The 25399-nt window shown below is 38.3% G+C and carries 35 protein-coding genes; 15 read left to right on the forward strand and 20 right to left on the reverse strand.

The window, feature by feature from the left end; all coding sequences use genetic code 11:
- Positions 1–3 precede the first annotated feature (3 nt).
- The 15 genes from QNI15_RS10060 to QNI15_RS10130 all read right to left on the reverse strand — a co-directional run bounded on the left by QNI15_RS10060 (position 4) and on the right by QNI15_RS10130 (position 6612).
- Positions 4–363: a hypothetical protein gene (locus QNI15_RS10060; protein ID WP_314031621.1), complete on the reverse strand. Its 360-nt coding sequence runs from the start codon at positions 361–363 to the stop codon at positions 4–6.
- Complete coding sequence (locus QNI15_RS10065; RefSeq protein WP_314031623.1) at positions 360–584, reverse strand: hypothetical protein; 225 nt, start codon at positions 582–584, stop codon at positions 360–362. The genes QNI15_RS10060 and QNI15_RS10065 overlap by 4 nt, the downstream gene beginning before the upstream one ends.
- Positions 585–710: 126 nt before the next feature.
- Positions 711–1394 carry a hypothetical protein gene (locus QNI15_RS10070; protein ID WP_314031625.1) on the reverse strand — a complete coding sequence of 228 codons (684 nt, stop codon included), beginning with the start codon at positions 1392–1394 and terminating at the stop codon, positions 711–713.
- The gene (locus QNI15_RS10075; RefSeq protein WP_314031627.1) at positions 1391–1675 is read right to left on the reverse strand and encodes a hypothetical protein; all 285 of its coding nucleotides are present in this window, start codon (positions 1673–1675) and stop codon (positions 1391–1393) included. The genes QNI15_RS10070 and QNI15_RS10075 overlap by 4 nt, the downstream gene beginning before the upstream one ends.
- Before the next feature lie 22 nt (positions 1676–1697).
- Complete coding sequence (locus QNI15_RS10080; RefSeq protein ID WP_314031629.1) at positions 1698–2084, reverse strand: DUF7694 domain-containing protein; 387 nt, start codon at positions 2082–2084, stop codon at positions 1698–1700.
- Positions 2085–2163: 79 nt separating this feature from the next.
- The gene (locus QNI15_RS10085; protein ID WP_314031631.1) at positions 2164–2616 is read right to left on the reverse strand and encodes a DUF3127 domain-containing protein; all 453 of its coding nucleotides are present in this window, start codon (positions 2614–2616) and stop codon (positions 2164–2166) included.
- Positions 2617–2666: 50 nt separating this feature from the next.
- On the reverse strand, positions 2667–4010 hold the full coding sequence (locus QNI15_RS10090; RefSeq protein ID WP_314031633.1) for a hypothetical protein: 1344 nt from the start codon (positions 4008–4010) through the stop codon (positions 2667–2669).
- Between the two features lie 99 nt (positions 4011–4109).
- Positions 4110–4367 (reverse strand): hypothetical protein, encoded by a 258-nt coding sequence (locus QNI15_RS10095; protein ID WP_314031634.1) that lies wholly within the window; start codon positions 4365–4367, stop codon positions 4110–4112.
- Between the two features lie 246 nt (positions 4368–4613).
- Positions 4614–4889 (reverse strand): hypothetical protein, encoded by a 276-nt coding sequence (locus QNI15_RS10100; protein WP_314031635.1) that lies wholly within the window; start codon positions 4887–4889, stop codon positions 4614–4616.
- A 105-nt stretch (positions 4890–4994) separates the two neighbouring features.
- Entirely contained in the window at positions 4995–5180 is a 186-nt protein-coding gene (locus tag QNI15_RS10105) for a hypothetical protein (RefSeq protein WP_314031636.1), read from the reverse strand.
- Positions 5177–5422 carry a hypothetical protein gene (locus QNI15_RS10110; RefSeq protein WP_314031638.1) on the reverse strand — a complete coding sequence of 82 codons (246 nt, stop codon included), beginning with the start codon at positions 5420–5422 and terminating at the stop codon, positions 5177–5179. Before QNI15_RS10110 ends, QNI15_RS10105 begins: the two co-directional genes overlap by 4 nt.
- Before the next feature lie 139 nt (positions 5423–5561).
- Positions 5562–5801 carry a hypothetical protein gene (locus QNI15_RS10115; protein WP_314031640.1) on the reverse strand — a complete coding sequence of 80 codons (240 nt, stop codon included), beginning with the start codon at positions 5799–5801 and terminating at the stop codon, positions 5562–5564.
- A gap of 126 nt (positions 5802–5927) precedes the next feature.
- On the reverse strand, positions 5928–6122 hold the full coding sequence (locus QNI15_RS10120) for a hypothetical protein (RefSeq protein ID WP_314031642.1): 195 nt from the start codon (positions 6120–6122) through the stop codon (positions 5928–5930).
- A gap of 32 nt (positions 6123–6154) precedes the next feature.
- On the reverse strand, positions 6155–6376 hold the full coding sequence (locus QNI15_RS10125) for a hypothetical protein (RefSeq protein WP_314031644.1): 222 nt from the start codon (positions 6374–6376) through the stop codon (positions 6155–6157).
- Positions 6377–6387: 11 nt separating this feature from the next.
- Positions 6388–6612 carry a hypothetical protein gene (locus tag QNI15_RS10130; RefSeq protein WP_314031645.1) on the reverse strand — a complete coding sequence of 75 codons (225 nt, stop codon included), beginning with the start codon at positions 6610–6612 and terminating at the stop codon, positions 6388–6390.
- Between the two features lie 110 nt (positions 6613–6722).
- On the opposite strand from QNI15_RS10130, the gene QNI15_RS10135 reads away from it, so the two are divergent.
- From QNI15_RS10135 to QNI15_RS10150, 4 genes are all read left to right on the forward strand, one after another.
- Positions 6723–7307, forward strand: coding sequence for a helix-turn-helix domain-containing protein (locus QNI15_RS10135; protein WP_314031646.1), 585 nt, complete (start codon positions 6723–6725; stop codon positions 7305–7307).
- Positions 7308–7827: 520 nt separating this feature from the next.
- Entirely contained in the window at positions 7828–8700 is an 873-nt protein-coding gene (locus QNI15_RS10140; protein WP_313997829.1) for an ABC transporter ATP-binding protein, read from the forward strand.
- A gap of 4 nt (positions 8701–8704) precedes the next feature.
- Positions 8705–10282 carry a hypothetical protein gene (locus QNI15_RS10145; protein WP_313997831.1) on the forward strand — a complete coding sequence of 526 codons (1578 nt, stop codon included), beginning with the start codon at positions 8705–8707 and terminating at the stop codon, positions 10280–10282.
- Positions 10283–10558: 276 nt separating this feature from the next.
- A complete protein-coding gene (locus QNI15_RS10150) occupies positions 10559–12286 on the forward strand; it encodes a S41 family peptidase (protein ID WP_314031648.1) in 1728 nt (575 codons plus the stop codon).
- Between the two features lie 17 nt (positions 12287–12303).
- Here QNI15_RS10150 and QNI15_RS10155 read toward each other — a convergent pair whose 3' ends face one another.
- Positions 12304–12921, reverse strand: a complete 618-nt coding sequence (locus tag QNI15_RS10155; protein ID WP_313997835.1) for a hypothetical protein — start codon at positions 12919–12921, stop codon at positions 12304–12306.
- A gap of 17 nt (positions 12922–12938) precedes the next feature.
- Between QNI15_RS10155 and QNI15_RS10160 the strand changes: the two genes are divergently transcribed.
- From QNI15_RS10160 to QNI15_RS10170, 3 genes are all read left to right on the forward strand, one after another.
- A complete protein-coding gene (locus QNI15_RS10160) occupies positions 12939–13145 on the forward strand; it encodes a hypothetical protein (protein ID WP_313997837.1) in 207 nt (68 codons plus the stop codon).
- A gap of 379 nt (positions 13146–13524) precedes the next feature.
- Positions 13525–13860, forward strand: coding sequence for a hypothetical protein (locus tag QNI15_RS10165; protein WP_313997839.1), 336 nt, complete (start codon positions 13525–13527; stop codon positions 13858–13860).
- Positions 13861–13897: 37 nt separating this feature from the next.
- Complete coding sequence (locus QNI15_RS10170) at positions 13898–14350, forward strand: energy transducer TonB (RefSeq protein ID WP_314031649.1); 453 nt, start codon at positions 13898–13900, stop codon at positions 14348–14350.
- 114 nt (positions 14351–14464) lie between these two features.
- Here the strand turns inward: QNI15_RS10170 and QNI15_RS10175 are convergent, their stop codons facing one another.
- Positions 14465–15445, reverse strand: a complete 981-nt coding sequence (locus QNI15_RS10175) for a hypothetical protein (RefSeq protein WP_314031651.1) — start codon at positions 15443–15445, stop codon at positions 14465–14467.
- Between the two features lie 117 nt (positions 15446–15562).
- Between QNI15_RS10175 and QNI15_RS10180 the strand changes: the two genes are divergently transcribed.
- The 5 genes from QNI15_RS10180 (at position 15563) to QNI15_RS10200 (ending at position 19705) form a co-directional block, all read left to right on the forward strand.
- Positions 15563–16444, forward strand: coding sequence for an AraC family transcriptional regulator (locus tag QNI15_RS10180; RefSeq protein ID WP_314031652.1), 882 nt, complete (start codon positions 15563–15565; stop codon positions 16442–16444).
- A 463-nt stretch (positions 16445–16907) separates the two neighbouring features.
- Positions 16908–17387 carry a hypothetical protein gene (locus tag QNI15_RS10185; RefSeq protein ID WP_313997847.1) on the forward strand — a complete coding sequence of 160 codons (480 nt, stop codon included), beginning with the start codon at positions 16908–16910 and terminating at the stop codon, positions 17385–17387.
- A 72-nt stretch (positions 17388–17459) separates the two neighbouring features.
- Positions 17460–18023 (forward strand): Crp/Fnr family transcriptional regulator, encoded by a 564-nt coding sequence (locus QNI15_RS10190; RefSeq protein WP_313997850.1) that lies wholly within the window; start codon positions 17460–17462, stop codon positions 18021–18023.
- 553 nt (positions 18024–18576) lie between these two features.
- Complete coding sequence (locus QNI15_RS10195) at positions 18577–18903, forward strand: DMT family transporter (RefSeq protein WP_313997852.1); 327 nt, start codon at positions 18577–18579, stop codon at positions 18901–18903.
- Between the two features lie 163 nt (positions 18904–19066).
- Complete coding sequence (locus QNI15_RS10200; RefSeq protein ID WP_314031653.1) at positions 19067–19705, forward strand: DUF2652 domain-containing protein; 639 nt, start codon at positions 19067–19069, stop codon at positions 19703–19705.
- A 220-nt stretch (positions 19706–19925) separates the two neighbouring features.
- On the opposite strand, the gene QNI15_RS10205 is transcribed toward QNI15_RS10200, so the two are convergent.
- Both QNI15_RS10205 and QNI15_RS10210 read right to left on the reverse strand, forming a co-directional pair.
- Positions 19926–20435, reverse strand: a complete 510-nt coding sequence (locus QNI15_RS10205; protein ID WP_313997856.1) for a GNAT family N-acetyltransferase — start codon at positions 20433–20435, stop codon at positions 19926–19928.
- Positions 20436–20465: 30 nt separating this feature from the next.
- The gene (locus tag QNI15_RS10210; RefSeq protein ID WP_313997858.1) at positions 20466–21116 is read right to left on the reverse strand and encodes a hypothetical protein; all 651 of its coding nucleotides are present in this window, start codon (positions 21114–21116) and stop codon (positions 20466–20468) included.
- Between the two features lie 792 nt (positions 21117–21908).
- On the opposite strand from QNI15_RS10210, the gene QNI15_RS10215 reads away from it, so the two are divergent.
- A complete protein-coding gene (locus QNI15_RS10215; RefSeq protein ID WP_313997860.1) occupies positions 21909–22685 on the forward strand; it encodes a hypothetical protein in 777 nt (258 codons plus the stop codon).
- On the opposite strand, the gene QNI15_RS10220 is transcribed toward QNI15_RS10215, so the two are convergent.
- A complete protein-coding gene (locus QNI15_RS10220) occupies positions 22682–23425 on the reverse strand; it encodes a DUF3667 domain-containing protein (RefSeq protein ID WP_313997862.1) in 744 nt (247 codons plus the stop codon). The two genes, QNI15_RS10215 and QNI15_RS10220, sit on opposite strands and share 4 nt — an antisense overlap.
- Positions 23426–23614: 189 nt before the next feature.
- Between QNI15_RS10220 and QNI15_RS10225 the strand changes: the two genes are divergently transcribed.
- The gene (locus QNI15_RS10225; RefSeq protein WP_313997864.1) at positions 23615–24508 is read left to right on the forward strand and encodes a helix-turn-helix domain-containing protein; all 894 of its coding nucleotides are present in this window, start codon (positions 23615–23617) and stop codon (positions 24506–24508) included.
- Between the two features lie 82 nt (positions 24509–24590).
- Entirely contained in the window at positions 24591–25352 is a 762-nt protein-coding gene (locus QNI15_RS10230) for an SDR family NAD(P)-dependent oxidoreductase (protein WP_314031654.1), read from the forward strand.
- Positions 25353–25399 lie beyond the last annotated feature (47 nt).

Genomic DNA, 25399 nt, shown 5'->3' on the forward strand with positions numbered 1-25399 from the left:
TCATTAATTATCCCAGAATTTTATACTAAAGCCATTTTGATGATTATCCCTTTTAAACTCGTTGATCATATTTTCTGTTGCCTGATGCATTCCCTTTCCAGCATTATAAAACTCTTTTTCATAATCACGCCAGGAGAAGATTATCTGATCTTGTGGTATGAGATTTAGAATAATACATTTTATTCCAAGTGCCTCCAGAAATTGCATAAGCACAGACCTCTCTCTACTAGAAGGTAGGTAAGCAACCAGAGGCAAACCTTCACTTTCAATCTTCTCTTCCATATCAGGAAACTGTGCAAGTAAAGTTACCATCAGTAAATCTTTACTTGCATTTTGAAAAGGATTTATGCTATCTGATTTCATAATATCATTCGAAATGGGATGGCTTTTACTTCTTCAGATGGTGCTTTGTGTTTCTGCAGCTCCTGGTCAAATTCTTCTTTACGTGGTTCCTCCTCCTCAACAGCAATACGAGTTATATAACAATGAACTTTAATCCCGCTATTTGTCTCACCTTCCCAGATCCGGGCAGGTACATTATTCAGATGAACAATCTTGTCTGTACTCTCTAGTGTGATTTTCATATTAGCCTTTATTTATCAGTTTTAAACACTTTTTACAGGTAACTCTAGCTGGATTGCTATTACTACTTACTGTACATGAATCCCATCTTTTATTGGATTTACAAGGCACTCCTTTATAATGGATTTTCATAAAGGTTCAGATAATTGTATTGATGAGTGTTTAGCTTTCGGGTTCTGTTTGCATCTGCCCACATGAGCATTTAGAGCTGACTGATTTTTAAAATCTAATCGCTGACAGTACTGGCATATGAGCTGATCAGATGAAGCTAATTTTGATTTTACTAAGGGCTTCTTAACAGATTTTGGAAATCTGATCGGCTCAGCTTCTGGATGATCATCTAATACACTTGTTTTTTCCTCAACTGTTATTTGAGTATTCGTCAATTCGTCAGACTTTTCCTGAATCTCTGCTTCTTTAGAACCAAACCAATTGACCACTGAATTATTATAATAGAGTGCAAATAACTCACAGAAGTACCAGAGTAGATAACTACTTAAACCATAGATCACTATTTTGGCAGCCGTAAAGCTCCAATCATAGTCAATAACACGATTAGCTAACAGGTTTACCAGACAGCTCCCCAAGGCTAGAATCATTGCCTGGCGTTTGGCTCCTGCAAGTACGCTCACTAAAACTCCCAATTCAATCCCAATCGCCCAGGTGAAGGCAGCTGTTATTTTCAGATCTAAACCAAAAGCCTTTTGCCAGTCAGGTCCTCCCATGGTAAGTACCAGAGAGAGATTCATAATCTGGTTAAACTGTATACAGGTAATGGCAACAATCAGAATAACTATAAAGAGTATTCTCATCTTCTGGATATAGCTTTTAAATAGTCTTCATACTCTCTTACAGTGGCCTTCAAAGCAGCATTAAAGGATTCCTTTGACATACCATAAAAAGATTCACAAGCTCCTTCCCGGAATGGCTCTGATCCTTCTATAACACTAAATACAACTACATATACCACTCTTTCAGAATCTTTGTATCTAGTTACTGTTTTGCTGATTTCTGTATAGTAGTTGTCTGGACAGTGATAGTCTATCAGATCATATAGATCCTGATCAAGCTCAGGTTTGGTTTCAAAAAACATAAAATACGATTTTGAGACAGTTTTAGTGGGATTTCTCTTTAGGTCCAACCAGGATTGGATCAGGTATCGGGATTTCAAAACCTCTTTTTTTCCATAAATGCAAGACGTGGGGATGGCAATTCACATATAGTTCTTTGGGAGGGTGAAATTGTATCACACATTCATCCTCATCCCAGAATGTATCTTTTACAAAACACATTTCCTCCCAGGAGGGACAACGATTTCCTGCAAATACAGATACGCTTACATGTTCCCATTGCCCAAACTTGTTTGAGCTATCATTGGAAACCATACACTTTAAAAAGATTTCTCCTGCCTTTAATATAAACATTCCATTGTTACCAGCAGAATCATCAGAAGCCATAAATCCAGTTCTAACTCTACAGTCGTTAGGTGGTGTGTTTTTCATAGGTTGTTATAAAATTTTAGAGGATTATCGACCTGTAAAGGGATAATCCGGGTTGTCATACCCGGATTATGTTTAGATCTTAAAATGGAAGATCATCATCTGGATTCGAAGGTAATGGAGGTGTACTGGAACCATTACTGTAGTTGGTTACTTCTGCCACCTGTTGTGTTTCATTGACATGTTGATTCCCTTGCTGCTGTTGTGGCTCTGATTGCTGTACTATACTTTGCCGTTTGTATACATCAATCTTGTATGCTCTTAGGTTAGTAGCAACGCCTTCTTTTTGTGTCTCTCTCGAAACGAACTTACGGCCATCCAGACGGAAAAAGACTTCAATCAAATCCCCTTTTTGAATCTTGTCAACATGAGTGACCTGATTGCCGGATAATTGAAATTCTGGAGTATTGGGATACTGAGCATTTTCAGTCAGATCTACATAGAATTCACGTACAGCAAGATTATTATCTCCGACATAACGAACTGGCTTTGCTCCCAGGAACTTCCCGGTAACAGATAAAGTATTTGAAATCATAAAATAGTGGGGTTAAAAGGTTTATAACTTAGAAATTAAGTTCAATTGAATCAGCCAAACTCATCCTGGGGCTTATAGTGTTTCATAGCCTCATGTTTCCCTAAAAAGAATTCTTTTAATATTTCCTTCAATGGCACATCAAACGGCCTCTTATGCACCATATCCCACAAGCTGCTATACTGGGGTGGTGTGTCAGAGGAGTATTGACTAAGATGTGTAGGGCTGCAAAAGATGATCGTGCAATCTTCCGGATTAACCTTCTGCAAGGTTTCTGGATCAATCATCCGATCCTGATACCCATCCACAGATGACATGACATCCTCTTCATTGGCTGCATTGGCCTCTTCTTCACTTTCTGTTTCTTTATCCAGATTGTTAAAATTCAGCTCTTTGCATTTATAAAAGGCTCCGAAACGGCTATATAGACGCATTCCTTTGGTGTTATCCAGGATCTCCTGGATCAGATCTATATCATATTCATAGATCTTTCCATAATCATCTACCTGGTACTTTTCCAGACACTTGGGTTCAAAGTGGTATTTGATACATTCCAGTACTCCAGCCAGATATTCTTTAATGCTGCTGCGTTTATTCAGTGCCTTTTTCTTACCAGTTTCCCGGTTAACTGTATATAGAGTTTCAAAATGAATACCTGAGTAATCCGATTTATTAGAGGTATTCTGTCTCCAGTGTTGCTCTATTAAACTTCTTACCTTATTGACTGAGCATCCTGGACGAAGTAAGACCAGACTGTGAACGTGGATGTGTAATCCATGCTTATTGTTCTTTTTTACCTCCACACCATATTCACCTGCATACACCTGCTCTTTCCAGAATGGTAGTTTTCTCAGTTTATTAAACTCAGACATCAACTCACGTGCATAAAACCTTTTGCCTTTATAAAGCCCTTCACTATGTGGTACCGTAAGTACTAAGTGACAGGGATGATACTTAGTACGGATCAGCTCCCCTGCATCATCCTTACCTTCCATCAGATACTGATAGTATTTTGATCGTATAATCTGAGCTTTCCGGAAGTTCCAAACCTGATCCAGCCGATGACGTGAATAGATGGCACAAACAGGTATGGCTATATTACTCAACTTCTTTACTGCATAACACATGGTTGTATATCCCAATGCATACCTGAGATTGATAATCTGCTCTACATGGTTGGCTAAAGACTCACCATATTCATCATACATCAGGATTTTTGCCTTTTGCTGATTGAACTCTGACTTTTTAAAAGGCAGGTTGACAATTCCATACTTTTCCAGCCAGGCATCGATATCCTCAATCAATCGGTTATTTTCCTCCTGTTTGTTTTTCATCAGGTAAGCAAACCGATTATTTTTTTGTACTATTTCCGACTCAGTAAATTTTTTCTTTTGCACTCTGCTGATGAGTTTTCTGGCGAGTTTTTCCGCCAGTTGTTTCTATATTTATCTAGTGAGGTATTAAAATGCTGATTTTCAGCGTTTTATATCGAAAATTTAAGGGAATAAATTTTCGGCGTTTTTCAGGTTCTGATGGACCACTTTAGGAGCTCCGGTATTTATCCAATCTTTGTAATCCTTCTGGATCTCGTCCAATATTTTAAGAGCCTCTTCCAGCTCTTCTTCTTTAAGTATCAGATTACCAATCTTAAGAATGCCACCTACCTTCTGTACTTCTTTCAGCAAGGGTTTAAAAACGTTTACAGGAAACGTTTTTAAGAAGGTATGCTTCTGTTTTGTTGTCGGAGTTGCCATAAGGAAAAAAAGGTTTAGGGTAAAGAAATAGTCACGTACGTTTCATTCCGCTTCGCTACATTACACTACCGTGACAGCCGTTTGATTCGCTATTTTGCTCGAGGAGAATTTTGGGCTCCGTTAAGGAAGGGACGGCTAAGTGCCTGCTTATGCGTCCGTCCGTTCTCCCGTCGCATGGGTCGCTACGTTGTTGACACGGCTAAAGTCAGAGCAACGATACTATACCCAAAGTCTTTATAGATAGGCTCATGTATAAGGATCTGAGCTGAGTCGTGAATCAATGATGTGGTAAACGTTGATCAATTGGCTCAACTGTCGCTCCCTGATGGAGTCAGCCTGGCGAGAGGGAATCCGGAGGAGCTTCCGGACTTCAAACAGAACGCGGATGAGTTTCTCATCGTCGTCTGTATAGTGCTGTAACTTGAGACTTAGAGAAGTCTCTTCTGTTTGAAAAAGTAAAGTGACTTTACCTGGTTTTTTAGTAACTTGGCTATCTGTAAGCCTATTGGGAATCTGAGCCATAACTTGGAATTTTAAAAGACTTCGTGCAAAAACATTCAAACAATCCCAACACAATGCGTTGGGATTGTTTATTTTGAGCAGAGTTAATTTGTTCATTTGCCTATCTCAACCCGCTCTTAGCTCATTTACTAACCATTCAAACGCGCTCAATTGAGTCCTCAGCTTTGCCCTTTCTGCCATGCGTTTGATTCTTATCTGAAAGGGTATAGATCCCTTTAGCTCCTCATTGATTATTGCCAGGCGCTCCTGGATCTGTTCCATATCTGCCTGTGCTCTGTGCAGATCACTCATGCAGCTACCTCACTTCCTTTTGTTGAAAGCTCATACTGAAGAAAATCTTTCCTTGCTCTAACCTGACCATATAGCTCCATTGCATTCTGGATCTTTCCCCAGTAACTGGGATTGAGCTTGTTGTTCGGGAAAGCCTTAATGACAATGACCTTTCTTTGAACAGCATTTAAAATCTGGTTTTCCTGAGCTTGAAGCATAAGGATTTGGTTTTCTAATGAAACAGACGTAGTTTTGTCTTCCATTTTGGTAATTGGTTTAGGACACTGGTTAACGAAATGAAATGAGGGGGAGGCTGCTTCCAACAGCTTCTCTTACCTACTTACAACTTAAAAGAGCCTGCTCTTAGGCGTCGAAAATCTAAAGAGCGGCACAAAGAACTTCTCAAGACCCTGGCTCAGCTAGGGTTTTTGTATTTATAAGCTCCTGATATTGGTTCTGGAGCTCTGCTAATTTTCCAATACATAAAAGCATCTGAGAGTCTAACAGCTTTCTAACCTGATCATCACTCTCATGTACGCCTAATCCCATTACTCTTTGTTTGATCTTTACCAAAAGATCCTGGAGCTTATCTATTTCAGCATTTAGCTGATCTATTGCGTCAAAAAAGCTTTCCTGGCTCATAGTTTTAAATGAAAAGGGATAGGATAAAAAGCCAAAGGATAAATACAGCAACAAGGACAATGACTACTCTGGAGTAATAGCCAGGGTGATAACTATCAGGTTGCCGAAAAGAAAAAAGCCCTTTCATCAGTTGACACTTGTGGTTACAGGTTCAACAGATAAAAGGGTATCAAAAATGATTTCAGGAACAGGCCTGGAGAAATGTACACGTAAGCCAAAACCAGCCATACCAGCAGGAATTGTATACACTCGTGTAACTATGATGCCTAATTCATGAAGACTATTATGGAGAGTTGCCAAAGCTCCGGGCGCACAGTCCATATTATTATAAGTTTTGAGACACATATATATAATTAAGGTTTGGGTGCTTGTTTTTCTTTATTCTTCCGATCTTCCAGTTCCTTTTCAATGGCTGCCAGATTGCTCATAAGTTCCTGCCTGTTGCCTACTGTCATCTGTTCAGCATACGTTTTCATTTCCTCTCTCAACTCTTCCAGATCGGGAGTCTGCATTTTTGTAATCCTATCCTGCCAGGACTGAGCAGGCTGTTTGTTTCCATTAACTGATAGTTTCATTATCCTGGAGTTTAGTTAGATGGCTTTGCTACATTTTCACTTAAAGGATTTTCAATGTACACTTCCCACCATGTTCTTTCGATAGTGTCCCATTTGTCGTCTTTCAATCGTAATTCCACATATCTCGGACTTGTGCCAAATTTTGCAGTGAATGCTTCTTTAGCACGAACCCGATTATGTTTGTTCAATCCCTGGTAGAAATCTCTGATGGAAACGGAAGTGGCCATTGCTTGCATAATATTTATATTATTCGCTATATTGCGCCATAGTTCGCTGTGCTTCGTTCTATGATTGTGCAATAATGTGAATAATTAAAACAAAAAGCAAGTAATAAATTTAAAATGTTATGAATGTTGACATCGAAGTGCCTATGTTTATGCGAATTAAGCAGCTAAGAAAGCAGCTTAATTTGACACAGGAGGAGTTTGCGACATCTATTGGAACATCCAGATCTAATTACTCACAATTTGAAACTGGTAAGTCCAATCTAACGCCTGATTCCATTGCCAAGCTTTCATTGAAATACCAAGTAAATGCGAACTGGGTGCTAACAGGGAAGGGGAATGTATTTGAAAGGGATATCTATAGTGAAGATTTAGCAGCAGATGAATCCAGAGCTATGGACAAATTGGTTGATGAAGCCTTATCTTCAAACAATATATCTAGATTACTTGCAAAAGTTGAAGAATCTGATCAAAGCTCTTCTGAAAAAAGTATGGCATATGAGCTTTCTTTATTGAGAAAAGTTTTGGAAAAGCAGGCAGATCTACAAGAAGAAATGAAGCAGATAAAGGCAGAAAGACAATTGCTGTTACAACAAAACGCAATCCAGGCAGAGACAATTAAGCAACTTGTGGGAAAGTCGTCAGCAAGTAATCGTGCCTTACATTCTGGTACTACTCAAAATAGGCAGTATAGAAGAGCTGCATAATTTTTTTTGTAGTGCCAAAATGGATTCGCTTGCTCATCCGTAAAAACGCGGAAATTAGGCTGTATTAGCATATTCTCGACTCCCTACGAGTCCACTTGAGTATCAAAGGGTTATAGCTGTAAAATGCTGTAACCCTTTTTTCTTGCATAACATTTTGCACAACGCTTCTGGTAATGTTGGGTTGTTTTGTCCTTGCCAAAATCAATCCATACTATTTCTTCCTGATACTATATCTCAAGTCAACTGTAACCTTTTTGTGTAGATTGATATCTAAGGATCGATAAGAGGATATTTCGCTGCCAATTTCTGAGATAAAATCTCATTTGTTTTCTTGGTGAACAGAAAAATGCAATCAGGTTACTATGTACGGTTACTCTTTACTGAAGTATAAGTACAGATATGACCACAAAAAGATATTCCTTTTGCTAAACATATCCTGTTGAAGTTTTAAAAGATAGTTAATTTTCATTCATATTTGCTGTACCTTACTCTTTCGCTACCCGTCTGCAAAATAAATACGATGACTCTAGTAATTAAAGACCTTACCAAACAATACACTAAACAGAAAGCAGGATTAATCGATTATTCTATTACCATTGACAAAGGCATTTTAGGGCTATTGGGACCTAATGGGGCTGGTAAGTCAACCTTGATGAAAATTATTGCTACCATCAGCAAACCTACCAAAGGCACTCTATTTCTGGATGGTGAAGATATAGTGAACAATCCCAATTATATCCGTAAGATTCTAGGCTACCTTCCACAGGATTTTGGGGTATATCCCAATCTGAATGCCTATGAGTTTCTGGAATATATCGCAGCAATGAAGGGTGTGGGAGGTGCTGACTTACGAAAACGGATTGATATATTGCTGGATGGCGTGAACTTAACTGCTGATGCGAAACGACCTATTGGGAGTTACTCAGGTGGAATGAAACAGCGAATAGGCATCGCACAAGCATTATTGAATGATCCTAAGGTGCTCATATTAGATGAACCTACAGTTGGACTGGACCCGGAAGAAAGGGTACGGTTTCGGCACCTGCTTACCGACCTGGCTTCAGATTGTATTATCATTCTTTCTTCTCATATCGTGTCAGACATCGAAACGATTGCTGATCAGGTTGCTGTTATGCAGAGTGGTAGATTGATTACAAAAGGTTTTCTTCCTGATATTATCAAACATGCAGAGGGGAAAATATTTGAGGTGCTAATAGACAAGTCAGCTTTGTCTGATTTTAAACTGAAATATCAGGTCATTAGTACGAGTCGGCAAAATGAGTATACCAGAGTACGTTATTTGTGTCAACATGCTGAGGTAGCTCCAAACTCCACGCCTGTAACTGCTACGTTGGAAGATGCTTATTTGTTTTTAACCCCAAATACCAAATAAGCCTGTGAGATACCTATATAGCATTTTAAAAGCTGACTATCTGCAACGCACCCGTAGTTATGCTTTTCTGATTACACTGGCAGTAACTATTTATGTTGCCTACTCCTTTGTGCCCGAACCCACTGCTTCTTATACTACATTGAACATGGTAGGGTACAAACCTATCTATAATGCTGCCTGGGTTGGTTATGTGTCAGCTATAATGACTTCGGTTATGCTATCTTTGTATGGCTACTTTCTGGTAAACAGTGGTATTAAAAAGGATATTGAGACAGAGGTAGGATTAATTATTGCGACTACTCCTATTACCAATTTTGGTTATCTGCTAAGTAAAATGTTGAGTAATTTCATCGTCTTGCTTACCATTACGGGGTGCACCTTTGTAGTGAGTATAGGAATGTTTTTTCTGCGCACAATCGATCAGTCCTTTATCTTTTCAAACTTCATCTTGCCTTATCTGTTTTTTCCGATACCTGCTGTGTTTGTCATATCAGGACTTGCTGTGGCAGGGGAAGTGTTTTTCCGGAAACATGTGTGGATACAATATCTGGTGTTTTTTTTCTTGTTTAGTATGATAATGACAAACACGCAAAATCAATCCAATAATTCTCTGACATATGTTATTGATCCATTCGGCCTTAAATTTGTGCTTACCAGTATTCGGGAGACGGTAGATACCCAGTTCCATACACGAGTTGATGATATTTCATTTGGGTTCATCTTTTCCAAACATAAAAAGCCTTTCCAGACGTTTACCTGGGACGGAGTGCATTGGACTTCTATTTTTTTACTGAGTCGTTTGGTGTGGATGGGGTTGAGCCTTGGATTGGTTTATGTGTCTTCTTTTTTCTTCCATCGGTTTGATTTCCGGCAAGTAGCTGCAAAAAAGAAAATGTTTAGTCACCTGCCTTCAACAGATTCCACTGACATTGTTCCTGTTACCATTAACAGAGCTTCATTGCCCGCATTGGTGACAAATTATAGCATTATACAGTTTATAAAAACAGAATTACTGTTATTACTCAGAAAGGGGAACCGATGGCTCTGGCTCCTGATTGGAGGACTATGGATTAGTATGTTATTTGTCCCACTGGAGATGAGTCATTCTATTTTGCTGCCTATTATATGGTTTTTGCAGGTAAACAGATGGTCTGACTTAGCCACAAAAGAGAAAACCAATCGATTGCATTACTTTACGTATTCTTCTTATAAACCATTACAGCGTATGTTGCCTGCTCAGATGCTGGCTGGCATTATCCTGGCAATAAGTTTAGCCCTGCCTGTTATTGGACGCTACCTGATGGCCAAGGATGTGTATGCCATTAGTACTATTCTTGTCGGGGCTGTATTGATTGTTTTGTTATCAGTTTGTCTGGGAATAGTAAGTGGAGGCAAAAAGTTATTTGAGATTTTATTCTTTGTCCTTACCTATGCCATTATAAACAAAGTCCCCATGCTGGATTATTTAGGGGCTGTAGCTCATGATAACTTACCTCTCTATACAGGACATTTACTGGTGATAAGCTTTGTATTGGGGCTCACCAGTTTTCTAGTAAGAAGCTACCAGACAAGACATCTCTAAAAATACCTCAGGGTTTTCATTACGACATAGCATTCTTTGTCTTTTGTACAAAGAATGCTATGTCGTAAAACTATCAGATAGAATTGAGCGATAGTTTATTACCCAATTAAAACAATCAAACGAAAGAGAATCTAATTCGGTAATAAACTATTTTGTTTCTGTGTAATAGTTTTAGTATTATTCCTGAGTAAACTCAATCATGGGTACTATATCCGAAGAGTTAACTCACAAGACAAAGACATTGATGCACATACGATGTTGAAACAAAAGTTTTGTTTGTTTTTTTTCTGTTTTTTTAAGGTACTTACTTCATTGGCCTCTCCACAAACGGGTATCATAAGTCCCCATTTGCCAGAAAGATCGTATTTCAAGGATTCCTTAACAAAACAAGAGGCTAAACTAGATCTTAAAATCCTTAAAACAGCTTTACTTCAGGCTCATCCTGGATTGAACCTATATCAATCTATTCAGGATTTTGAGAGTCAGACTACACAACTGGAACATTCACTGCCAGACAAAATATCCTTGACTTCTTTTTTAGAAGCTCTTTCCAGACTGGTTGCCTCGATCCGTTGCGGACACACAAGTATTGGAATCAGTGAAAACCAAATGCAAAGTATTAACCAAACGGAAACCTTTTTTCCTTTTCCCATAAAGATCATTGAAGGACGGGCATGGATTGATTTGGCATTCAAGATCGATGGTAAGAATCTATTGGGAGCTGAAATTGTATCTATTAATGGAAGAAGTGTCGCCAGTCTCTTAACAAGGCTAGCCTCACTTGTTACTACAGATGGAAATAACAAAACGCTTCCGGATACCTATTTGGAAGATCATTTCTATCTGTATTATCTGCTCTTTGTCGAAAAGTCCAGGCAATTTGATTTAATTCTTGGTGAGCAGGTCCAGGAGGAACATATAGACTCTTCAGGTAGATTTTTTAGACAAAGCGACTCTGCACACATGCAATCTACAAGCCGTACTCTTTATTCTGACTCTATTTTTTTTACTGAGCCTGTTCACATCAGAGGAACCAAGTTGACTCATTGTAGAATTGCATCTGTCAGTAAACAAACAGTAATTGAAAACTACAAAAATCGAGTATCTCTTTCCTTATTTTATAGGCAAACAGGAGATAAAAAGGTGGCAAATATCAACCATACTAGTCCCAGTAATCATCATACAAATCAGACCTGCCTTAACTTACTGAAAGATAAAAAGACGGCCATTCTGACCATCACTAGTTTTGACAATGAGGAACTGAGAAAACAAAACATTCGACTCAAACAGTTTTTAAAAGATTCCTTTGACAAACTAGCCAGCAACAACATTTCTTCGCTGGTGTTGGATATCAGGCAAAATACAGGTGGAGATGAAGGCAATGAAGACCTGCTGCTTTCTTATCTGGTAGATAAACCCTATCGAAAATATCAATCTGTTAGTATCAATCCCCCTGATTATTCCTTTCTTGAGTATACATATCTTGCCAATGGCAGGAAAGCAAGAAAATTTCGTAAATCTCTTCAGAACGAGTTCTCCCTTGATTCCAACCATGTATACACTCGCAAAGATGGTTTTTTCAAACCCACTAAGTTACACAAGCCTACCTTCAAAGGGAATGTCTATGTTTTGATTGGTGGTAGGGTTTTTTCTGGTGCCAGTGAATTTATTACCTTACTGGATCAGAACCGCCAGACGGTTTTCATTGGCCAGGAAAGTGGGGGGAATTATTACGGCAATACTAGCGGTGAGTATATTTCGGTACACTTACTAAATAGTGATTTTGAACTTACCATTCCACTTTGTTTATACAGACTTTCTGTGACTCAAACCGCTATTGGGCAAGATGCAAATACTTTTTCTAATTCCTCAAACACCAAAAACTTACCGAGAGATCATGGTCTTGTCCCTGATTATCAGATTTATCAGACCCTGTCCGATCTGAAAAGCGGAAGAGACACTCTGATTGATTACACCTTACAGCTAATCAGCAAAAAAAGATAATATGAGTTGTTTCAGAATTATTCCCGTGTAAATTCAATCATGGGTATCTTTCTAACAGAGTCAGTATACAACTCCAAACCAGGTAAATAGTTTTCAAAAAGTGTATATAATATGTGAGACCCACGCATACCTTCAATCATAGCAGCCACATCTTCTTCTTTGGTTACTTCACTACGAAGATCTTCCAAATCTTCTGGAGAAATAACATCGCCATCGGTAAGTTCTTTTTCTATATCAAGTTCTTCTCCATAGTCAACTGTTGTACCATCCTGAGAACCTCTTTTCCAGCGTGTTTTCTTACCATTTTGAATCACTACATAGTTATACGCAGTTGAAGTACTACCATAGTTAAGGCTTACAATGTCTGAGTGAGGAAAGACGTTGATTAACGTTTTTTCTGTAACAGAAGCTTCTGTATTTTGTAAGGCGAAGGCAAGAGGTCCGTTTACTACTATAAGCACTCGATTGTAATGTCCTATCCAGAGGATATTATCAAAAAAATCATAGGTTACAGCACCTAGATTTTCCTGACCCGTTCGTTTATAGTTGCCTAAGTTGAGTTTTTGCAGAACAGATTCATAGTCGTCTGTTTCATCAAAGTTGGTTATTAAAACAAGGGCAAGATTATGACTCATAGATACAGCTATAATTTGTGATATGGTGTATTGAATTGTTTATAAGGGTAAATAAAGGTATTGGTTATATGAATAAAAACGAAATGGAAATTCGTCCGGAAGAACACACTAATTGGGACGCAATTACTCAATTGACACAGGCAGCTGATGATCTCGTTGGTGACATGAGAGGCAGGACAGGTGGGAACTGGTTACATAAGTTACTTTTCGAGTTGCTTCTCTGATTAATAGATGAGTGTAAGCTATTGTAAATAGTCTAATGAATTATAGAAAGCAATTTTTTATCAGTGTATATGATAAGATATCCAGTATCCTTCTGGTATATTTTATTGTATCAATTAGTATTTTCCTGTATTTCTCTAAACAGTTAGTGCCTATCCTTAACTGGTCTCAGTGGCTTCTGTTTTTGCTTATTCATACTATAGTTGGTTATAGTATGTGCTATGGTATATCAAGAAGTGAGAATGCAAGATTCAAAAAAATAAGTATGGTCCCTGCTATGCTTATCACTCTGATACTACTCATAGCCTTTCTTATATTCTTGGGAATTATGGTCTTTCTACTTTTAACAGGGGGAGCCTATTTATAGTGATTCATTTGACTATGATAAAGTATTTAAAACAAACATTTGTCACTAAAGAAGATAAGAAAATAGGCTATCTATTCTTGTACCTTTTCCTGCTCTATTTGACTGTTATTCTATCTGTTACGTTGGATTTACATCAGAATATGACAGTAACAAAAGGTTTTAATTTCTTTATTGCTTTGGGTGTAGCAAGTATTCCTGTGTTTCCATTTGACTTGTATGTGTTGAATACTCAAAATGAGCGAATTAAGTTAATTCTAACTATTCCTTGTCTTGTATTCACTTTATTGACTCTATTTGTTGATGGAATGTTATTAATAGGTTTATCTTGGCTGTTGTTCCTTGATAGCTAAGTGATATATCTTCAATATTATTTACTATTATTAAATTATGTTTCAACAAAAATTTTTATCTATAATTGTTTTGCTAGGAGCGTTTTTCTTGGGATCACCTGCTTTTGCTCAGGGGACTGTTAGTGAAATGCAAAGGCAAAGTAAAATAGAGGATGCAGACACCTCTATATATGTTGCAGTTTCAGTCCCTCCAGAATTTCCAGGAGGGTTAAAAGCACTTTATGACTTCTTCAAAGAAAATGTCCAATATCCTGAAGAAGCTAAAAATGCAAAAATTGATGAGATACTTTTTCTTATGTTTGTAGTTGAAAAAGATGGAAGTATTTCGAATCCTACAATTAGGAAAAGACTAGGTTATGGCTGTGATGAGGAAGCACTTCGTGTGTTAAAACTTGTACCAAAATTTAAGCCAGCTATGATGAATGATCAACTTGTTCGCTTTTCTTATACAGTCCCTGTTAGGTTTAGTCCAACGTCTAAGAGAAGGTAACGACTACTGACCTTGCTTGTCCAAACTATAATTGTATCCTTAGTAAATAGAAAGAAAACGAATTTGAGCACTTTGATGCAAGTGTTCAAACTCGTTTTTCTAACTACATATGTTCTACTGAGCCTGATACCGCTTTATGGTAAATGTTTTGCTGGAGGCAGTAGCTGGGTTGTTGATCATCTCCAGGACTTTTGCATTTAGGATATACGTTTTACCTTCGGCTATGGTGGCAGCGGTAGGACCCTCGTATCCAATAGTATCTGTAGCCACAAGAGTAGCTGTTTGCCAGTTATCGGTACTTTTCAGTTCTGAGATCACTCCTGAACTATACCCTACCACATACAGGCTTTCACCCTTTAAAGTGAGTCCGTCAGCACCTTCTATAGGAGCAGGTAATGTTACTTCTGAGACAGACTTATTGCTTAGATTTACTTTCAGGATTTTGCCTGTATTGGTCTTATCAACCAGTAAATACCCTCCCTTATGGAAGACAATTCCATTCAGGTTAAACCCTTCTCCTTTGAATAGTTCGTTTTCCAGGAAAATGCTGGCTTTACCTGACTTATCTATTTTGTAAAGGAAGCCCTGAAAAGATTCAGTTACATAGATATTCTCTGCATCATCTATTGCCAAATCATTCGGAAAAACAGACCCGGTAACTAATGAACTCAGGTCATAAGTTTGCACAAGCCGTTTCTGGCTCAGGTCAATTTTTAATACCTTGGCTACCTTGCCTGTAGTAGCACTGCTGGACTTTGCCCCATTTCCAATATCTCCGGTACATACATAGGCAAAGTTGCCGGACACTTTGATTCCATATGTAGAGATTAGTAAAGGATCATTGACAAGTAGGGTATACTTACCCGTAAAATCTACTGTGCCTATAGTTCCTTGTTTGATAGAGCCTACAACAAATGATTGCGACTGACTATCATAGGCAATTCCTTCCGGATAGAGGGCGTCGCTGGAAAAGGTTAGGGTTGACGGAACTTCTTTGACTGGTTTTTCGTCGTCGTTTTTACAGCTGCCTAACAGAAAAAGAGAAGAGGTAAGCATTATTGTACTGACCACTAAAGACTTAATAACACGTTTCATACGGTTGTTGTTTATGTTGATTAATGATACAAAGTAACAGCAATGCGTCGCTCAGTAACTTGTATGAAATGAGGTATCGTCTGTATATTCGGTGGAAGTTAATGTAAGCAAATAGAAATGAAAACAGAACAGCCTGTCCAGCCTTTTGAGGTGCTCGTTTTTGAAGTAGATGACTGGGAGAACCCTCCGCACAAGCATAATTTCTTTGAATTACTCTGTATTCAGGCAGGCTCTGTTCGGCAACGGATCAATGAACATAGCCGCGAATATCCAAAAGGCCAACTGTTCCTCCTTACTCCTCAGGATAGTCATTCGTTGTATGTAGAAGGACACTCCAAATTCTGCTTTGTGCGATTTAACGAATTGTTTTTTCATGAGCAGAAAAATCCCGCTGAGCAATTGATTTTGAAGGAATGGCTTCAGAAGCTGGAATTTATCTTTCACAACCATAACCAATATGGAGGACCTCTGGTGAAAGATGATAATGATAGTATGATGGTATGTGCATTGATGAGCAATATGCTCAATGAATATACCCGAAAGAGTCCTTACTATCAGGACAACCTGAGGAATACGTTACTGATTATACTGAATATTATAGTCAGGAATGTAGAAAATGAGGTTTCAGCAGAGGTGATTAATAAGCCTTCGGCAGTTGTATTTAATAAGATGGTTAATTACATCCATGCCAATATTCATAATCCTACACTGTTGACTCGTGAACATCTGGCTGAACAGTTTGCTATTTCACCAACCTATATTGGAGAGTATTTTAAAAAGCATACAGGTGAAAGCATTCACCAGCACATTATTCAGTATAAACTCAAACTAGTACAAACACGATTGGAATTCAGTGACCTCACTGTATCCGAGATTGCCTACGAACTGGCGTTTACAGATGAAAGCCATTTGAGTAAATTGTTCAAAAAATATGTAGGCGTTAGTCCAAGAGACTATCGACTTCAGAAGAAAGCAGAGCCTGAGGGTATAAACCTATAGATAAACATAGTATAGGGTGTATTTATCAGATTTGCATAAGTTGTTATAGGGAAGAGCATTGATGTTTGTTTGTGCATACTTAAAGGTAGGTTTTATTTGAGTATAGTTTGTTTCATGATTGGCTCATGCGTATAATTCTATGCAAACGGCAAATGGAAGAAGTGGTTTGGTTTATCTGGAAGAAAATAGTTTTTGCCTGGAGTTCACCGCAAAGTTGCCGATGCGTTGAATACACCGCAAAAAAGTTTTTGCATAGAATTAACCGCAAGTTTTGTGTTTGATCGGAATTCACCGCAAAAAGTTTCATGCGTATAGTTCAGGTCAAAGCAACAACATGACCCTAACTATGTGCAGAGTGAAGCAATTTCAAGCCTATATAAGAAATCCTCTGAACTATGCTGAAAAATTAGCTGATTTTCCCATGCCTTTAAGATCTGTTATAGATACAACAACTGCCATATATATGAATACAAACAATCACTCATTTTATAGCTTGCTGAAAAGTCTCCTTCAACAAATTATTGATCTTATACGAGGCAAGAAGAAATCAAGTACGCAGGATCAGCAAGTTGCACCCACAAATTCCGAAGCAGATTTTACGTTTGTTCAGTATGATGTGGCAGAAACAAGTTATCTGATAGATGCAGGAGAGCAACTAGATGTACAAATATACACTAATGAACAGGATACTTTGCATAGTAATAGTATATCTGATGAGGCAGGAAACAATCCTACAATTGATCACCAGCAACATAGCTCTGAAATGGATCATACCCATAAGATGATGCATGATCACGAAGTAAATACTAATTTTGATACATCTTATAATCACGAGACAACTCATGATTTTGGAACAACGTATGATTCGTTTAGTAATGATGATCACAGCACGAGTCATGATCATGGGATAAGTAATAATTCTGGAACAAATTTCGATTATTGATAGAGTATCCGAAAACGTTGATATGTTAATCACAGAAATAATAATTGTTTATTCCCACAAAGTCGCTACAGAATGGATATAGACTCAATTCTGGATAAAATCTATCAAATACCCGAAAAGTCAAAGAAGGCTTTAAAAGAAAGCGTTGGCAGTGTGAGCTATCCCAAAGGATATATTTTATTAAAAGCAGATAAGGTTGAGTCAAATATCTACTTCATACAGAAAGGTATTGCCAGGGCTTATGCCAGTTTGGAAAATACGGAGATAACGTTCTGGTTTGGAAAGGAAGGAGATACGGTTATTTCCATGAAAAGTTATGTAGCGGATCAGAAAGGATATGAAAATATAGAACTGTTGGAAAAGTCCGATTTGTATGAACTCAATACACAACGACTGAGGCACCTGTTTGATGAAGACATCCATATTGCCAATTGGGGAAGAAAGTTTGCCGAACAGGAATTGGTTAAGACAGAGGAAAGGCTTATCTCCAGACAGTTTAGAACGGCTTTGGAGCGGTATAAAGAATTGATGAAACACAGTCCTGATTTATTGCAGAGAGTACAACTAGGGCATATCGCTTCGTATCTGGGAATCACGCAGGTTACATTAAGCAGAATTCGGGCAGAGCTTAGATAATGTGTTCTCATGATAAATCTCAGTATACAAACAGCGTCTTTCCAAATTTGTTAAATTAAGGTTTTCTCTTTTCTGTTTTTCAAAGCAACCGCCCTTTCTTGTACCATTTTTTTCTGGAAATGAAGAAAGTTTCTGGCACGGTGGACATTCGAACCAGTTACTTTCTATTTAGTTATGTACCTTCTTATCTAACACCAAAAACTGAAAAGCATAGTACAAGTAAACCCCTCGTTGTCCTCCTGAAAGGAACTAGTGACAAGATCGGCGGCCTCTCCTTTTGGAGCATATTCTTTCTCTTAGAAACGAAACATGGCTCTATTTGTCACAAGGTTCTTTCAGAAGGACAAAAAAGGAGAGAGATGTAAGGATGGAGAAACCCTTTCAGGAGAGAACAGAAGGTACAGAGTTTATTTTTCTTACATTTACCACTCTACACTGATGTTCAAATCAGTAGCTTTCTTTTCTTCCAAAAAGCAACACACTGCATTTTTTATCATTTGTAAAATTATTGCTCAATCCGATTTGTGACCTTTGCAGAAAAAACAGCAAAACTATGAATTGGATTATATTGATTGTTGCAGGTATGTTTGAAGTGGTATTTGCTTCCTGTTTGGGGAAAGTGAAGGAGACAGAGGGAGCTGAGATGTATTACTGGTTTGGAGGCTTTCTGGTATCCATGGTGATTAGTCTGGGCTTACTGATGAAAGCAATACAAACCTTGCCCATTGGTACTGCGTATGCTGTATGGACAGGGATTGGAGCAGTGGGTACTGTGCTGGTTGGAATTATTGCCTTTAAAGATCCTGCAAACTTCTGGCGGTTATTTTTTATTTGTACGCTGATTGGCTCTGTGATAGGACTGAAATATGTATCTCATTGATTAGAAGCCATGTGATTGGCAATTTTTCGTATTTTTGGATACAACCAAACGGGGTTCGGCTACTTTTTACTGGATTCTTTCTCTCACCTTTGTCATATCCATCCAACCAGCATGGAACGTGGATATATACAATGTGTGTTATATAGTAATCAAAGCTCTTTCAATGACAATACAAACTTTACCCCTTACACAAAGTACATTTTATTCAGATAGTCCGGAATTGTCGGTTGTACGAGATGGGCTTATCCTAATCCCTGATATAAGTGGCTATTCGGAATTTGTGTCCCAAACAGATATCCGATTAGGACAGTCGATTGTATACCGTTTGCTTTCTGCTATTATTCAGGCTAATGAACTGGATATGAAAATAGCAGAAGTAGAAGGGGATGCTGTCCTTTTCTATAGGTATGGACCGCCTCCTTCTGTCTCTATGATTCTGAAGCAGTTTGAACAAATGCGCAATGCATTTAATGAGGTGTTGTCTCATCTGGAGATAGAACATACAGCCCTGTCCTTAAAGATGATAGCCCATTATGGCACGATCAGTGAATTTAAAATCGGAGGGTTTGTTAAGCTGTATGGCGAGTCTGTTGTTGTTGCCCATCGACTGCTTAAAAACCATATAGAAAGCCATAGTTATGTCGTGATTACAGACGAACTTACACAGGCTGCTACCTTGCCTGCAATACAGACAAACGCATTGATAGATTTGCCTGTCAATAGTGTTCCGGAAAGTAAGTTATGTGAAGTGTATGGCAACCTGAGAGAAGTTTGCTTTTCATATTTCAACTATGAACTGTAAACAGAGTTTGCTTTAGCTTATCTCCCTGTTATACGTTTTATGTTAGCCATAAGGATATGTAGAAGCAGAATTCTGGAAATATAACAGGAATGTATAAGACCATCTGTTAAGGGATGTCAGGAGAGCAAGGTAAATACAGAAACTATGTATAGTGAGCGTAATCGTTAATGATCTGGATATAAGTCAAGAGGAGTAATACGGATAATGGGTAAACATACTCTCAATGCTTAGTAAGAACAAAGTAATTCATCGGCCAGTTTGCTGACATAATTGTTTTTTCCAGACGAAAGCCTGCCTTTTCCAGTACACGTATAGATGCATAGTTATTCCGATTGGCTGTCGCTGTAATCCGGTCTAGATGCAATTGTACGAAGCTGTACTCTACCAGCCCTTTTGCTATTTCAGTAGCATGTCCTTGTCCCCAGTAGTGTTCTTGTAGCCGATAGCCTATGTGGAATTCATTTGTTTCTGCCAAAGGTGTAATGCCAGCAGCGCCTATAAAAAGATTGTTGTTACGTTCTACAACAGCCCAGATACCCAAGCCTGTTCCCGTATGGTAGTTTTGCAGGATTTTGGTAAAGCCTGTTCTTTCTTCTGTCTCTGTTTTTATGTTTCCGTCACCTATCAGCCGCATTACTTCGGGACTTGTATTCATCTGAAATACATTTGTCCAGTCTTCTTCACACATCTCTCTTAGTTGCAGTCTTTCCGTTTCGAACAGTATTTTCATTGGGTGATAGAATTGAGTTTGCAGATAGGATTAGGAAGCAGTGATTCTCCATTTCTTCTTATGTATCTTAAAATCATCCCACCACTGTACTCTGTGTTGTACATATCTTGCTGCTCCATAACACACCACTGCCATGCCCAGCATTACATACGTTACTTCACTTCCATTAATGGCAGAAATAATAGCTCCTCCGGCAGAAATGGCTGAAAATAGATACAATCCGGCAATACCAAATCCTCCTCCTACAGGTTGTTTGGTTTGAACCTGCATTTCTGTAATATCCGCTAGTGCAAAATGGAAGGAAGTGTCTCTGCGAATAGCTTTTATAGATTGTATTGAGTACGCTTTATATTTTCTTGCCTCAGACAAGGTATATTTTTGACCTGTAAGTGTATCCTGATATGAGTCAAGTAATCGTACATTCATATAGAGGCTATCATTTTTTAGCTCAAAGCTGTTAACAGATGAAACAAGATATTTACTGTAGGCTGCATACTTTTTTTTGCGTATGTGAGAATTATAGTCATACCATGACAAAAGCAATGTATGAGTGGTTTTGACTTCCAGGATATGAGCGGCATCTACCTTCTGTATTTTATCTTTTTTAGTCAGTGTGATCTGAGCAGTTGTAAGCAAAGGAAATAGGAAAGCTGATAGTAGAAATAAGTGTCTTTGTTTCATTTAATTAGTTATTAAGTGAATCAAGTTGTAGTTGTAGATATGTAATAAGATTGTGAGATACTGGTTTATAAGCAATATAATGAAAAAGAGTAACTATGTTACAAAGGCATATAAATGAAAATTGTAGATGAGAAAACGCCTTCTGAATTTGCAACGAAAGATTTTGGGTTAGCTTGGGAGGTTTGGGTGACATTCAGGGGGATTAACTTACTGATAACCAGCTAAGGTAAGATGGACAGGATCTTTCGACAAAAACTCTCCCCTGCAGGTGGAAATGATGGGAAACGTATACTATATATACTTTTTTTATAACAAATTATCTAAATATATATAAGAGCTCTTACCCTTCTTACCTAACTACATTTTCAATTAGTTAAGTCTATCCAAAATTTTACCCGCATCTTACCCGAACTTTAACTCTGTTACACCTGGTAACACTTGGTTACATTTGTGGTTACACAGATAAGTCTCTGTAAACAAGGGTAGTTACACGGGTTACCCTTATCTCTCATATACGTGTATATAGTATAATATAATACTATATATAAAAGGGAGTATAGCTATTGCTTTATAGTTCCTGGGAACTTTTGCGAAAAATGGCAAAAATGTGTATCTGGTGTTACTCGTTTCATTATCAGTTTATTATGATGTAACCACAAGTGTAGCCGTCCGTAACTTGCGTAACCTTATTTCAAGGATACTCATTCTGAAAAATAATAGAGCTATTTTTATAAATTACAGTGTCTTCATGAGATGGTGTAGTGATATTTATAATTGTAACATGAAAACTTAATGGATAAACATATAATCACATTAATAGTTAGAGAGCTCTCTATACCACTATTGACTAAAAAAATCTTCTTCCTTTTCTCTCCCTTTCTTCTTTTCTATAGTGCATGTCGCAATAAAACTACGGGTTCTGCTCTACCTGTATCATCAGTTGGTTATGAAAATCCTGCTTATACTTATTTACCAGATAAGAAGTTTGTATTTGAAACCAGGCGAATAAAGGATGGAAGATTATTATGGAAAGACACTATAACATTGCAGGTTTTTGCTGAAAAGCTTAGTAATGCCCCTTCTCAAGATAAAATTACCTGGGCATATTCTGATCGAGTGTCTGTCGTAACGGGAATGATCCAAAATGATACAATGGTTTGGATGCATCCTCCCAGAGAGGGTCGCTATAAGCTGACAGAACTTATTCCTTTTCCATCTATAAAGCTCCCAATACAGACAGGTAAACAGTGGGACTATCAATTGGATGCAGGAGAGCATTATTCGGATTCTAATTCATTAGTATGGAAGGAAGATTTACATTTTGATCAGACCTATGAGATAGAGGGGACAAAAGCTTTTTCGTCAAAATTTGGTCTGATAGACTGTTCCGTTGTGAAAGCTACAGGAGTCTGTAAGTATGGCAAAACACAACTCTATTCACTCTATAACAATCGCTATGGCTTTGTCTACTTGGAAGGTATCCTTCTAAATGGGAGTTCCATCGAGATAGAGTTACTGGATGTTCTGGATACAAAGTGGTCGCAAAATGCATCAGCCCCATCTCTTTAACGAATCCAGTGGAAATACATCATACCAACGGTACTGGCAAAAAGGATATAGGCAATATAACTCAACACAGAGGCAATAACTCCTTTCAGAGTACCCAATAAACGGTTTGCTGGCTGATGAAAATCGATAAGTGACCAGGATAGATAGACAATTGTAAATAGATACAGACAGTAATAAAGGGAAGGGTGAATATAACTTAGAAATATGGCTATAGTAGGAAAAATTGTATAGGTACCTGCTGCATAGAAGGCAAAGACAACGTTTTCGGTGTAGGTAAACTTAGACTTTCGAAAGAAGAGCCAGGAAAAGAATGCCAGGATAAATACCAGGATAAAGAAGAAGTTGTTCAGATTTTCTGAAATAAAGTGTCCAACAGATTCTCCTCTTTGAATGGCTTTGTCTGTAGGTGGTTTGGTGCCCATAGCCTTGTACTGGTTGGCAATAGGATCAAATTTAGTGAGTACCCGAACCAGCAAATGCAAGCCAGCCATAATCAGAAAGTACTGGATAGGAGAGGTGTAGGGTTTGCGTTTTCCTCGTATATATTCTGCACAAAACCGTCCAGGCCGGGTTAGCAACTGCTGTATGGTGTGAAGTAAAGGTAGTTCAAATGTAAATACCTGTGCAATAAAGTCTCCTGCTAGTTCCTTCCCTGTAAAACGACCATTGTTTTCCTGCTGACCACATTGGTCACAAAACAATCCATTAAATGTATGGGTACAGTTCTTACAGACAGGCATAGAGGCTTGTAGATGGATAATTGGTTGATGGAAAATACAACTATTTGTGTGTATTAATGGCAATGACTAAAAGAGAAATATTGAAAATATACCTATTGCCAAGCTACTTTATAAAATCGTATCTTGGCAATAGTGTTTTTTGAAAACATTCTGCAGAGAATCATGCTTTGATTTTCGTAATATTGCAGAATGACACAAACGCTGGAAGACTTTTATCAGGAGAAATTTAACTGGGTGCCCGATACACTCAGAAAGGATATCGGACATTTTAATGTATTCCGTATAGAAGATGTCATAAGCAAAAAAGTTTCCCTGTTGCCTTTTAGTCGCAGAGATTACTTTAAAGTGAGCCTGATCATTGGTAGACGTAAGATTCACTATGCAGATCAGAGCATAGAAATAAAAAAGCAGGCATTGTTGTTTTCCAGTCCACAGATCCCTTATAGTATGGAAATGCTGGATGATCAGCAGACGGGATATATTTCCGTATTTACTTCTGCATTCTTTCATCACTTTGGCAATCCACAAGGCTACAAAGTATTTCAACCGGATGGCAACCATATCTTTGAATTGTCAGACGAAGAATGTGCGAAGACATGTGCTATTTATGAAAAAATGCAGGATGAACTGGTAGCAGACTATCTGGAAAAATACGATGCTTTACGAATTCTGGTATTTGAGCTTCTGCTTGGCGCTATGAAGATGCATCCTGCTCCAAAAATAAAAAAGACAGAACCCAACGCTGCCCAGAGAATAGCTCTTCTATTTCTGGAACTGTTAGAACGCCAGTTTCCTATTGATAACCCAAATCAAAGAGTAGCCTTACATACCCCTGCTGATTTTGCTGGGCAGATGTCTGTCCATGTGAATCATCTGAATAAGGCCTTGCGGGAGACGACCGAAAAAACTACCTCTGATATCATTGCCGAACGCATTTTGCAGGAAGCCAAGATACTTCTGAAAGGTACTCATTGGAACGTTTCAGAAATAGCCTATACACTGGGATTCAATGAGGCTACGCATTTTAATAACTTCTTTAAAAAGCATCTTCAGATAAGCCCAACTCAATTTCGGATTGATTGAATTTCGTAAGCTTTGCTTTGAATTGTATTAGGTGCTCCCCTGTCTGAAGAACTACCTTTGTCATACATAAAACAACTAAATAATGACAACGCGAAAAATAGCATTGGTCACAGGTGGTAGCCGTGGCCTTGGAAAAGACATGGCATTGGCTCTAGCCGGCAAAGGAATAGCTGTAGTACTTACCTACCATTCCAATAAAGCAGAAGCAGATAAGGTAGTGGCTGAGATAACGCAATCAGGCGGTAAGGCTGTAGCGCTACAGTTCGATGTTGCCCAAATATCTGCCTTTGATGGATTTCTACAACAGGTAAAGGAAACATTAAACACAATCTGGTCAACTGATACGTTTGACTTTCTAATCAACAATGCAGGTATTGGAGCCTCTATTCCGATTGATCAGTTAACAGAGGATACCTTTGATGAGTTTGTAAATATCCATTTCAAAGGCGTATTTTTTCTGACACAAAAGGCTTTACGCATGATGAACAACAAGGGAGGTGTGGTATTTATTTCCTCTGGTGCTGCTCGTTTCTATGTTCCCGGTTATGCTGTATATGCAGCTAGTAAAGGAGCCATCGAAGTATTTACCCGATATATTGCCAAAGAATACGGCCAGCGCGGTATTCGGGCTAATGTAGTAGCTCCCGGACCTATCGAAACAGACTTCAATAATGCTACTATCCGAAACAACCCACAGACAAAAAACTTCCTCGCATCACAGACTGCTCTAGGAAGAGTAGGTAATGCTGATGACATTGGTAGTGTAGTTGCCTTTCTGTGCACAGAAGATGCAAAATGGATAAACGGTCAGCGGATAGAAGTTGCTGGTGGAATAAATCTGTAAGAGTCTTGATGTATATGTATATGCCTTATTCTAACGAGGATGAGGTA

This window comes from Xanthocytophaga flava (assembly GCF_030068545.1).
GTDB lineage: Bacteria > Bacteroidota > Bacteroidia > Cytophagales > 172606-1 > Xanthocytophaga > Xanthocytophaga flava.

What these genes read in the sequence shown, in the direction of transcription:
- QNI15_RS10060 (WP_314031621.1), bottom strand. Translation starts at nt 363, where the DNA reads ATGAAATCAGATAGCATAAATCCTTTTCAAAATGCAAGTAAAGATTTA.
- QNI15_RS10065 (WP_314031623.1), bottom strand. Translation starts at nt 584, where the DNA reads ATGAAAATCACACTAGAGAGTACAGACAAGATTGTTCATCTGAATAAT.
- QNI15_RS10070 (WP_314031625.1), bottom strand. Translation starts at nt 1,394, where the DNA reads ATGAGAATACTCTTTATAGTTATTCTGATTGTTGCCATTACCTGTATA.
- QNI15_RS10075 (WP_314031627.1), bottom strand. Translation starts at nt 1,675, where the DNA reads ATGTTTTTTGAAACCAAACCTGAGCTTGATCAGGATCTATATGATCTG.
- QNI15_RS10080 (WP_314031629.1), bottom strand. Translation starts at nt 2,084, where the DNA reads ATGAAAAACACACCACCTAACGACTGTAGAGTTAGAACTGGATTTATG.
- QNI15_RS10085 (WP_314031631.1), bottom strand. Translation starts at nt 2,616, where the DNA reads ATGATTTCAAATACTTTATCTGTTACCGGGAAGTTCCTGGGAGCAAAG.
- QNI15_RS10095 (WP_314031634.1), bottom strand. Translation starts at nt 4,367, where the DNA reads ATGGCAACTCCGACAACAAAACAGAAGCATACCTTCTTAAAAACGTTT.
- QNI15_RS10100 (WP_314031635.1), bottom strand. Translation starts at nt 4,889, where the DNA reads ATGGCTCAGATTCCCAATAGGCTTACAGATAGCCAAGTTACTAAAAAA.
- QNI15_RS10105 (WP_314031636.1), bottom strand. Translation starts at nt 5,180, where the DNA reads ATGAGTGATCTGCACAGAGCACAGGCAGATATGGAACAGATCCAGGAG.
- QNI15_RS10110 (WP_314031638.1), bottom strand. Translation starts at nt 5,422, where the DNA reads ATGGAAGACAAAACTACGTCTGTTTCATTAGAAAACCAAATCCTTATG.
- QNI15_RS10115 (WP_314031640.1), bottom strand. Translation starts at nt 5,801, where the DNA reads ATGAGCCAGGAAAGCTTTTTTGACGCAATAGATCAGCTAAATGCTGAA.
- QNI15_RS10120 (WP_314031642.1), bottom strand. Translation starts at nt 6,122, where the DNA reads ATGGACTGTGCGCCCGGAGCTTTGGCAACTCTCCATAATAGTCTTCAT.
- QNI15_RS10125 (WP_314031644.1), bottom strand. Translation starts at nt 6,376, where the DNA reads ATGAAACTATCAGTTAATGGAAACAAACAGCCTGCTCAGTCCTGGCAG.
- QNI15_RS10130 (WP_314031645.1), bottom strand. Translation starts at nt 6,612, where the DNA reads ATGCAAGCAATGGCCACTTCCGTTTCCATCAGAGATTTCTACCAGGGA.
- QNI15_RS10135 (WP_314031646.1), top strand. Translation starts at nt 6,723, where the DNA reads ATGAATGTTGACATCGAAGTGCCTATGTTTATGCGAATTAAGCAGCTA.
- QNI15_RS10140 (WP_313997829.1), top strand. Translation starts at nt 7,828, where the DNA reads ATGACTCTAGTAATTAAAGACCTTACCAAACAATACACTAAACAGAAA.
- QNI15_RS10155 (WP_313997835.1), bottom strand. Translation starts at nt 12,921, where the DNA reads ATGAGTCATAATCTTGCCCTTGTTTTAATAACCAACTTTGATGAAACA.
- QNI15_RS10165 (WP_313997839.1), top strand. Translation starts at nt 13,525, where the DNA reads ATGATAAAGTATTTAAAACAAACATTTGTCACTAAAGAAGATAAGAAA.
- QNI15_RS10170 (WP_314031649.1), top strand. Translation starts at nt 13,898, where the DNA reads ATGTTTCAACAAAAATTTTTATCTATAATTGTTTTGCTAGGAGCGTTT.
- QNI15_RS10175 (WP_314031651.1), bottom strand. Translation starts at nt 15,445, where the DNA reads ATGAAACGTGTTATTAAGTCTTTAGTGGTCAGTACAATAATGCTTACC.
- QNI15_RS10180 (WP_314031652.1), top strand. Translation starts at nt 15,563, where the DNA reads ATGAAAACAGAACAGCCTGTCCAGCCTTTTGAGGTGCTCGTTTTTGAA.
- QNI15_RS10185 (WP_313997847.1), top strand. Translation starts at nt 16,908, where the DNA reads ATGAATACAAACAATCACTCATTTTATAGCTTGCTGAAAAGTCTCCTT.
- QNI15_RS10190 (WP_313997850.1), top strand. Translation starts at nt 17,460, where the DNA reads ATGGATATAGACTCAATTCTGGATAAAATCTATCAAATACCCGAAAAG.
- QNI15_RS10195 (WP_313997852.1), top strand. Translation starts at nt 18,577, where the DNA reads ATGAATTGGATTATATTGATTGTTGCAGGTATGTTTGAAGTGGTATTT.
- QNI15_RS10200 (WP_314031653.1), top strand. Translation starts at nt 19,067, where the DNA reads ATGACAATACAAACTTTACCCCTTACACAAAGTACATTTTATTCAGAT.
- QNI15_RS10205 (WP_313997856.1), bottom strand. Translation starts at nt 20,435, where the DNA reads ATGAAAATACTGTTCGAAACGGAAAGACTGCAACTAAGAGAGATGTGT.
- QNI15_RS10210 (WP_313997858.1), bottom strand. Translation starts at nt 21,116, where the DNA reads ATGAAACAAAGACACTTATTTCTACTATCAGCTTTCCTATTTCCTTTG.
- QNI15_RS10215 (WP_313997860.1), top strand. Translation starts at nt 21,909, where the DNA reads ATGGATAAACATATAATCACATTAATAGTTAGAGAGCTCTCTATACCA.
- QNI15_RS10220 (WP_313997862.1), bottom strand. Translation starts at nt 23,425, where the DNA reads ATGCCTGTCTGTAAGAACTGTACCCATACATTTAATGGATTGTTTTGT.
- QNI15_RS10225 (WP_313997864.1), top strand. Translation starts at nt 23,615, where the DNA reads ATGACACAAACGCTGGAAGACTTTTATCAGGAGAAATTTAACTGGGTG.
- QNI15_RS10230 (WP_314031654.1), top strand. Translation starts at nt 24,591, where the DNA reads ATGACAACGCGAAAAATAGCATTGGTCACAGGTGGTAGCCGTGGCCTT.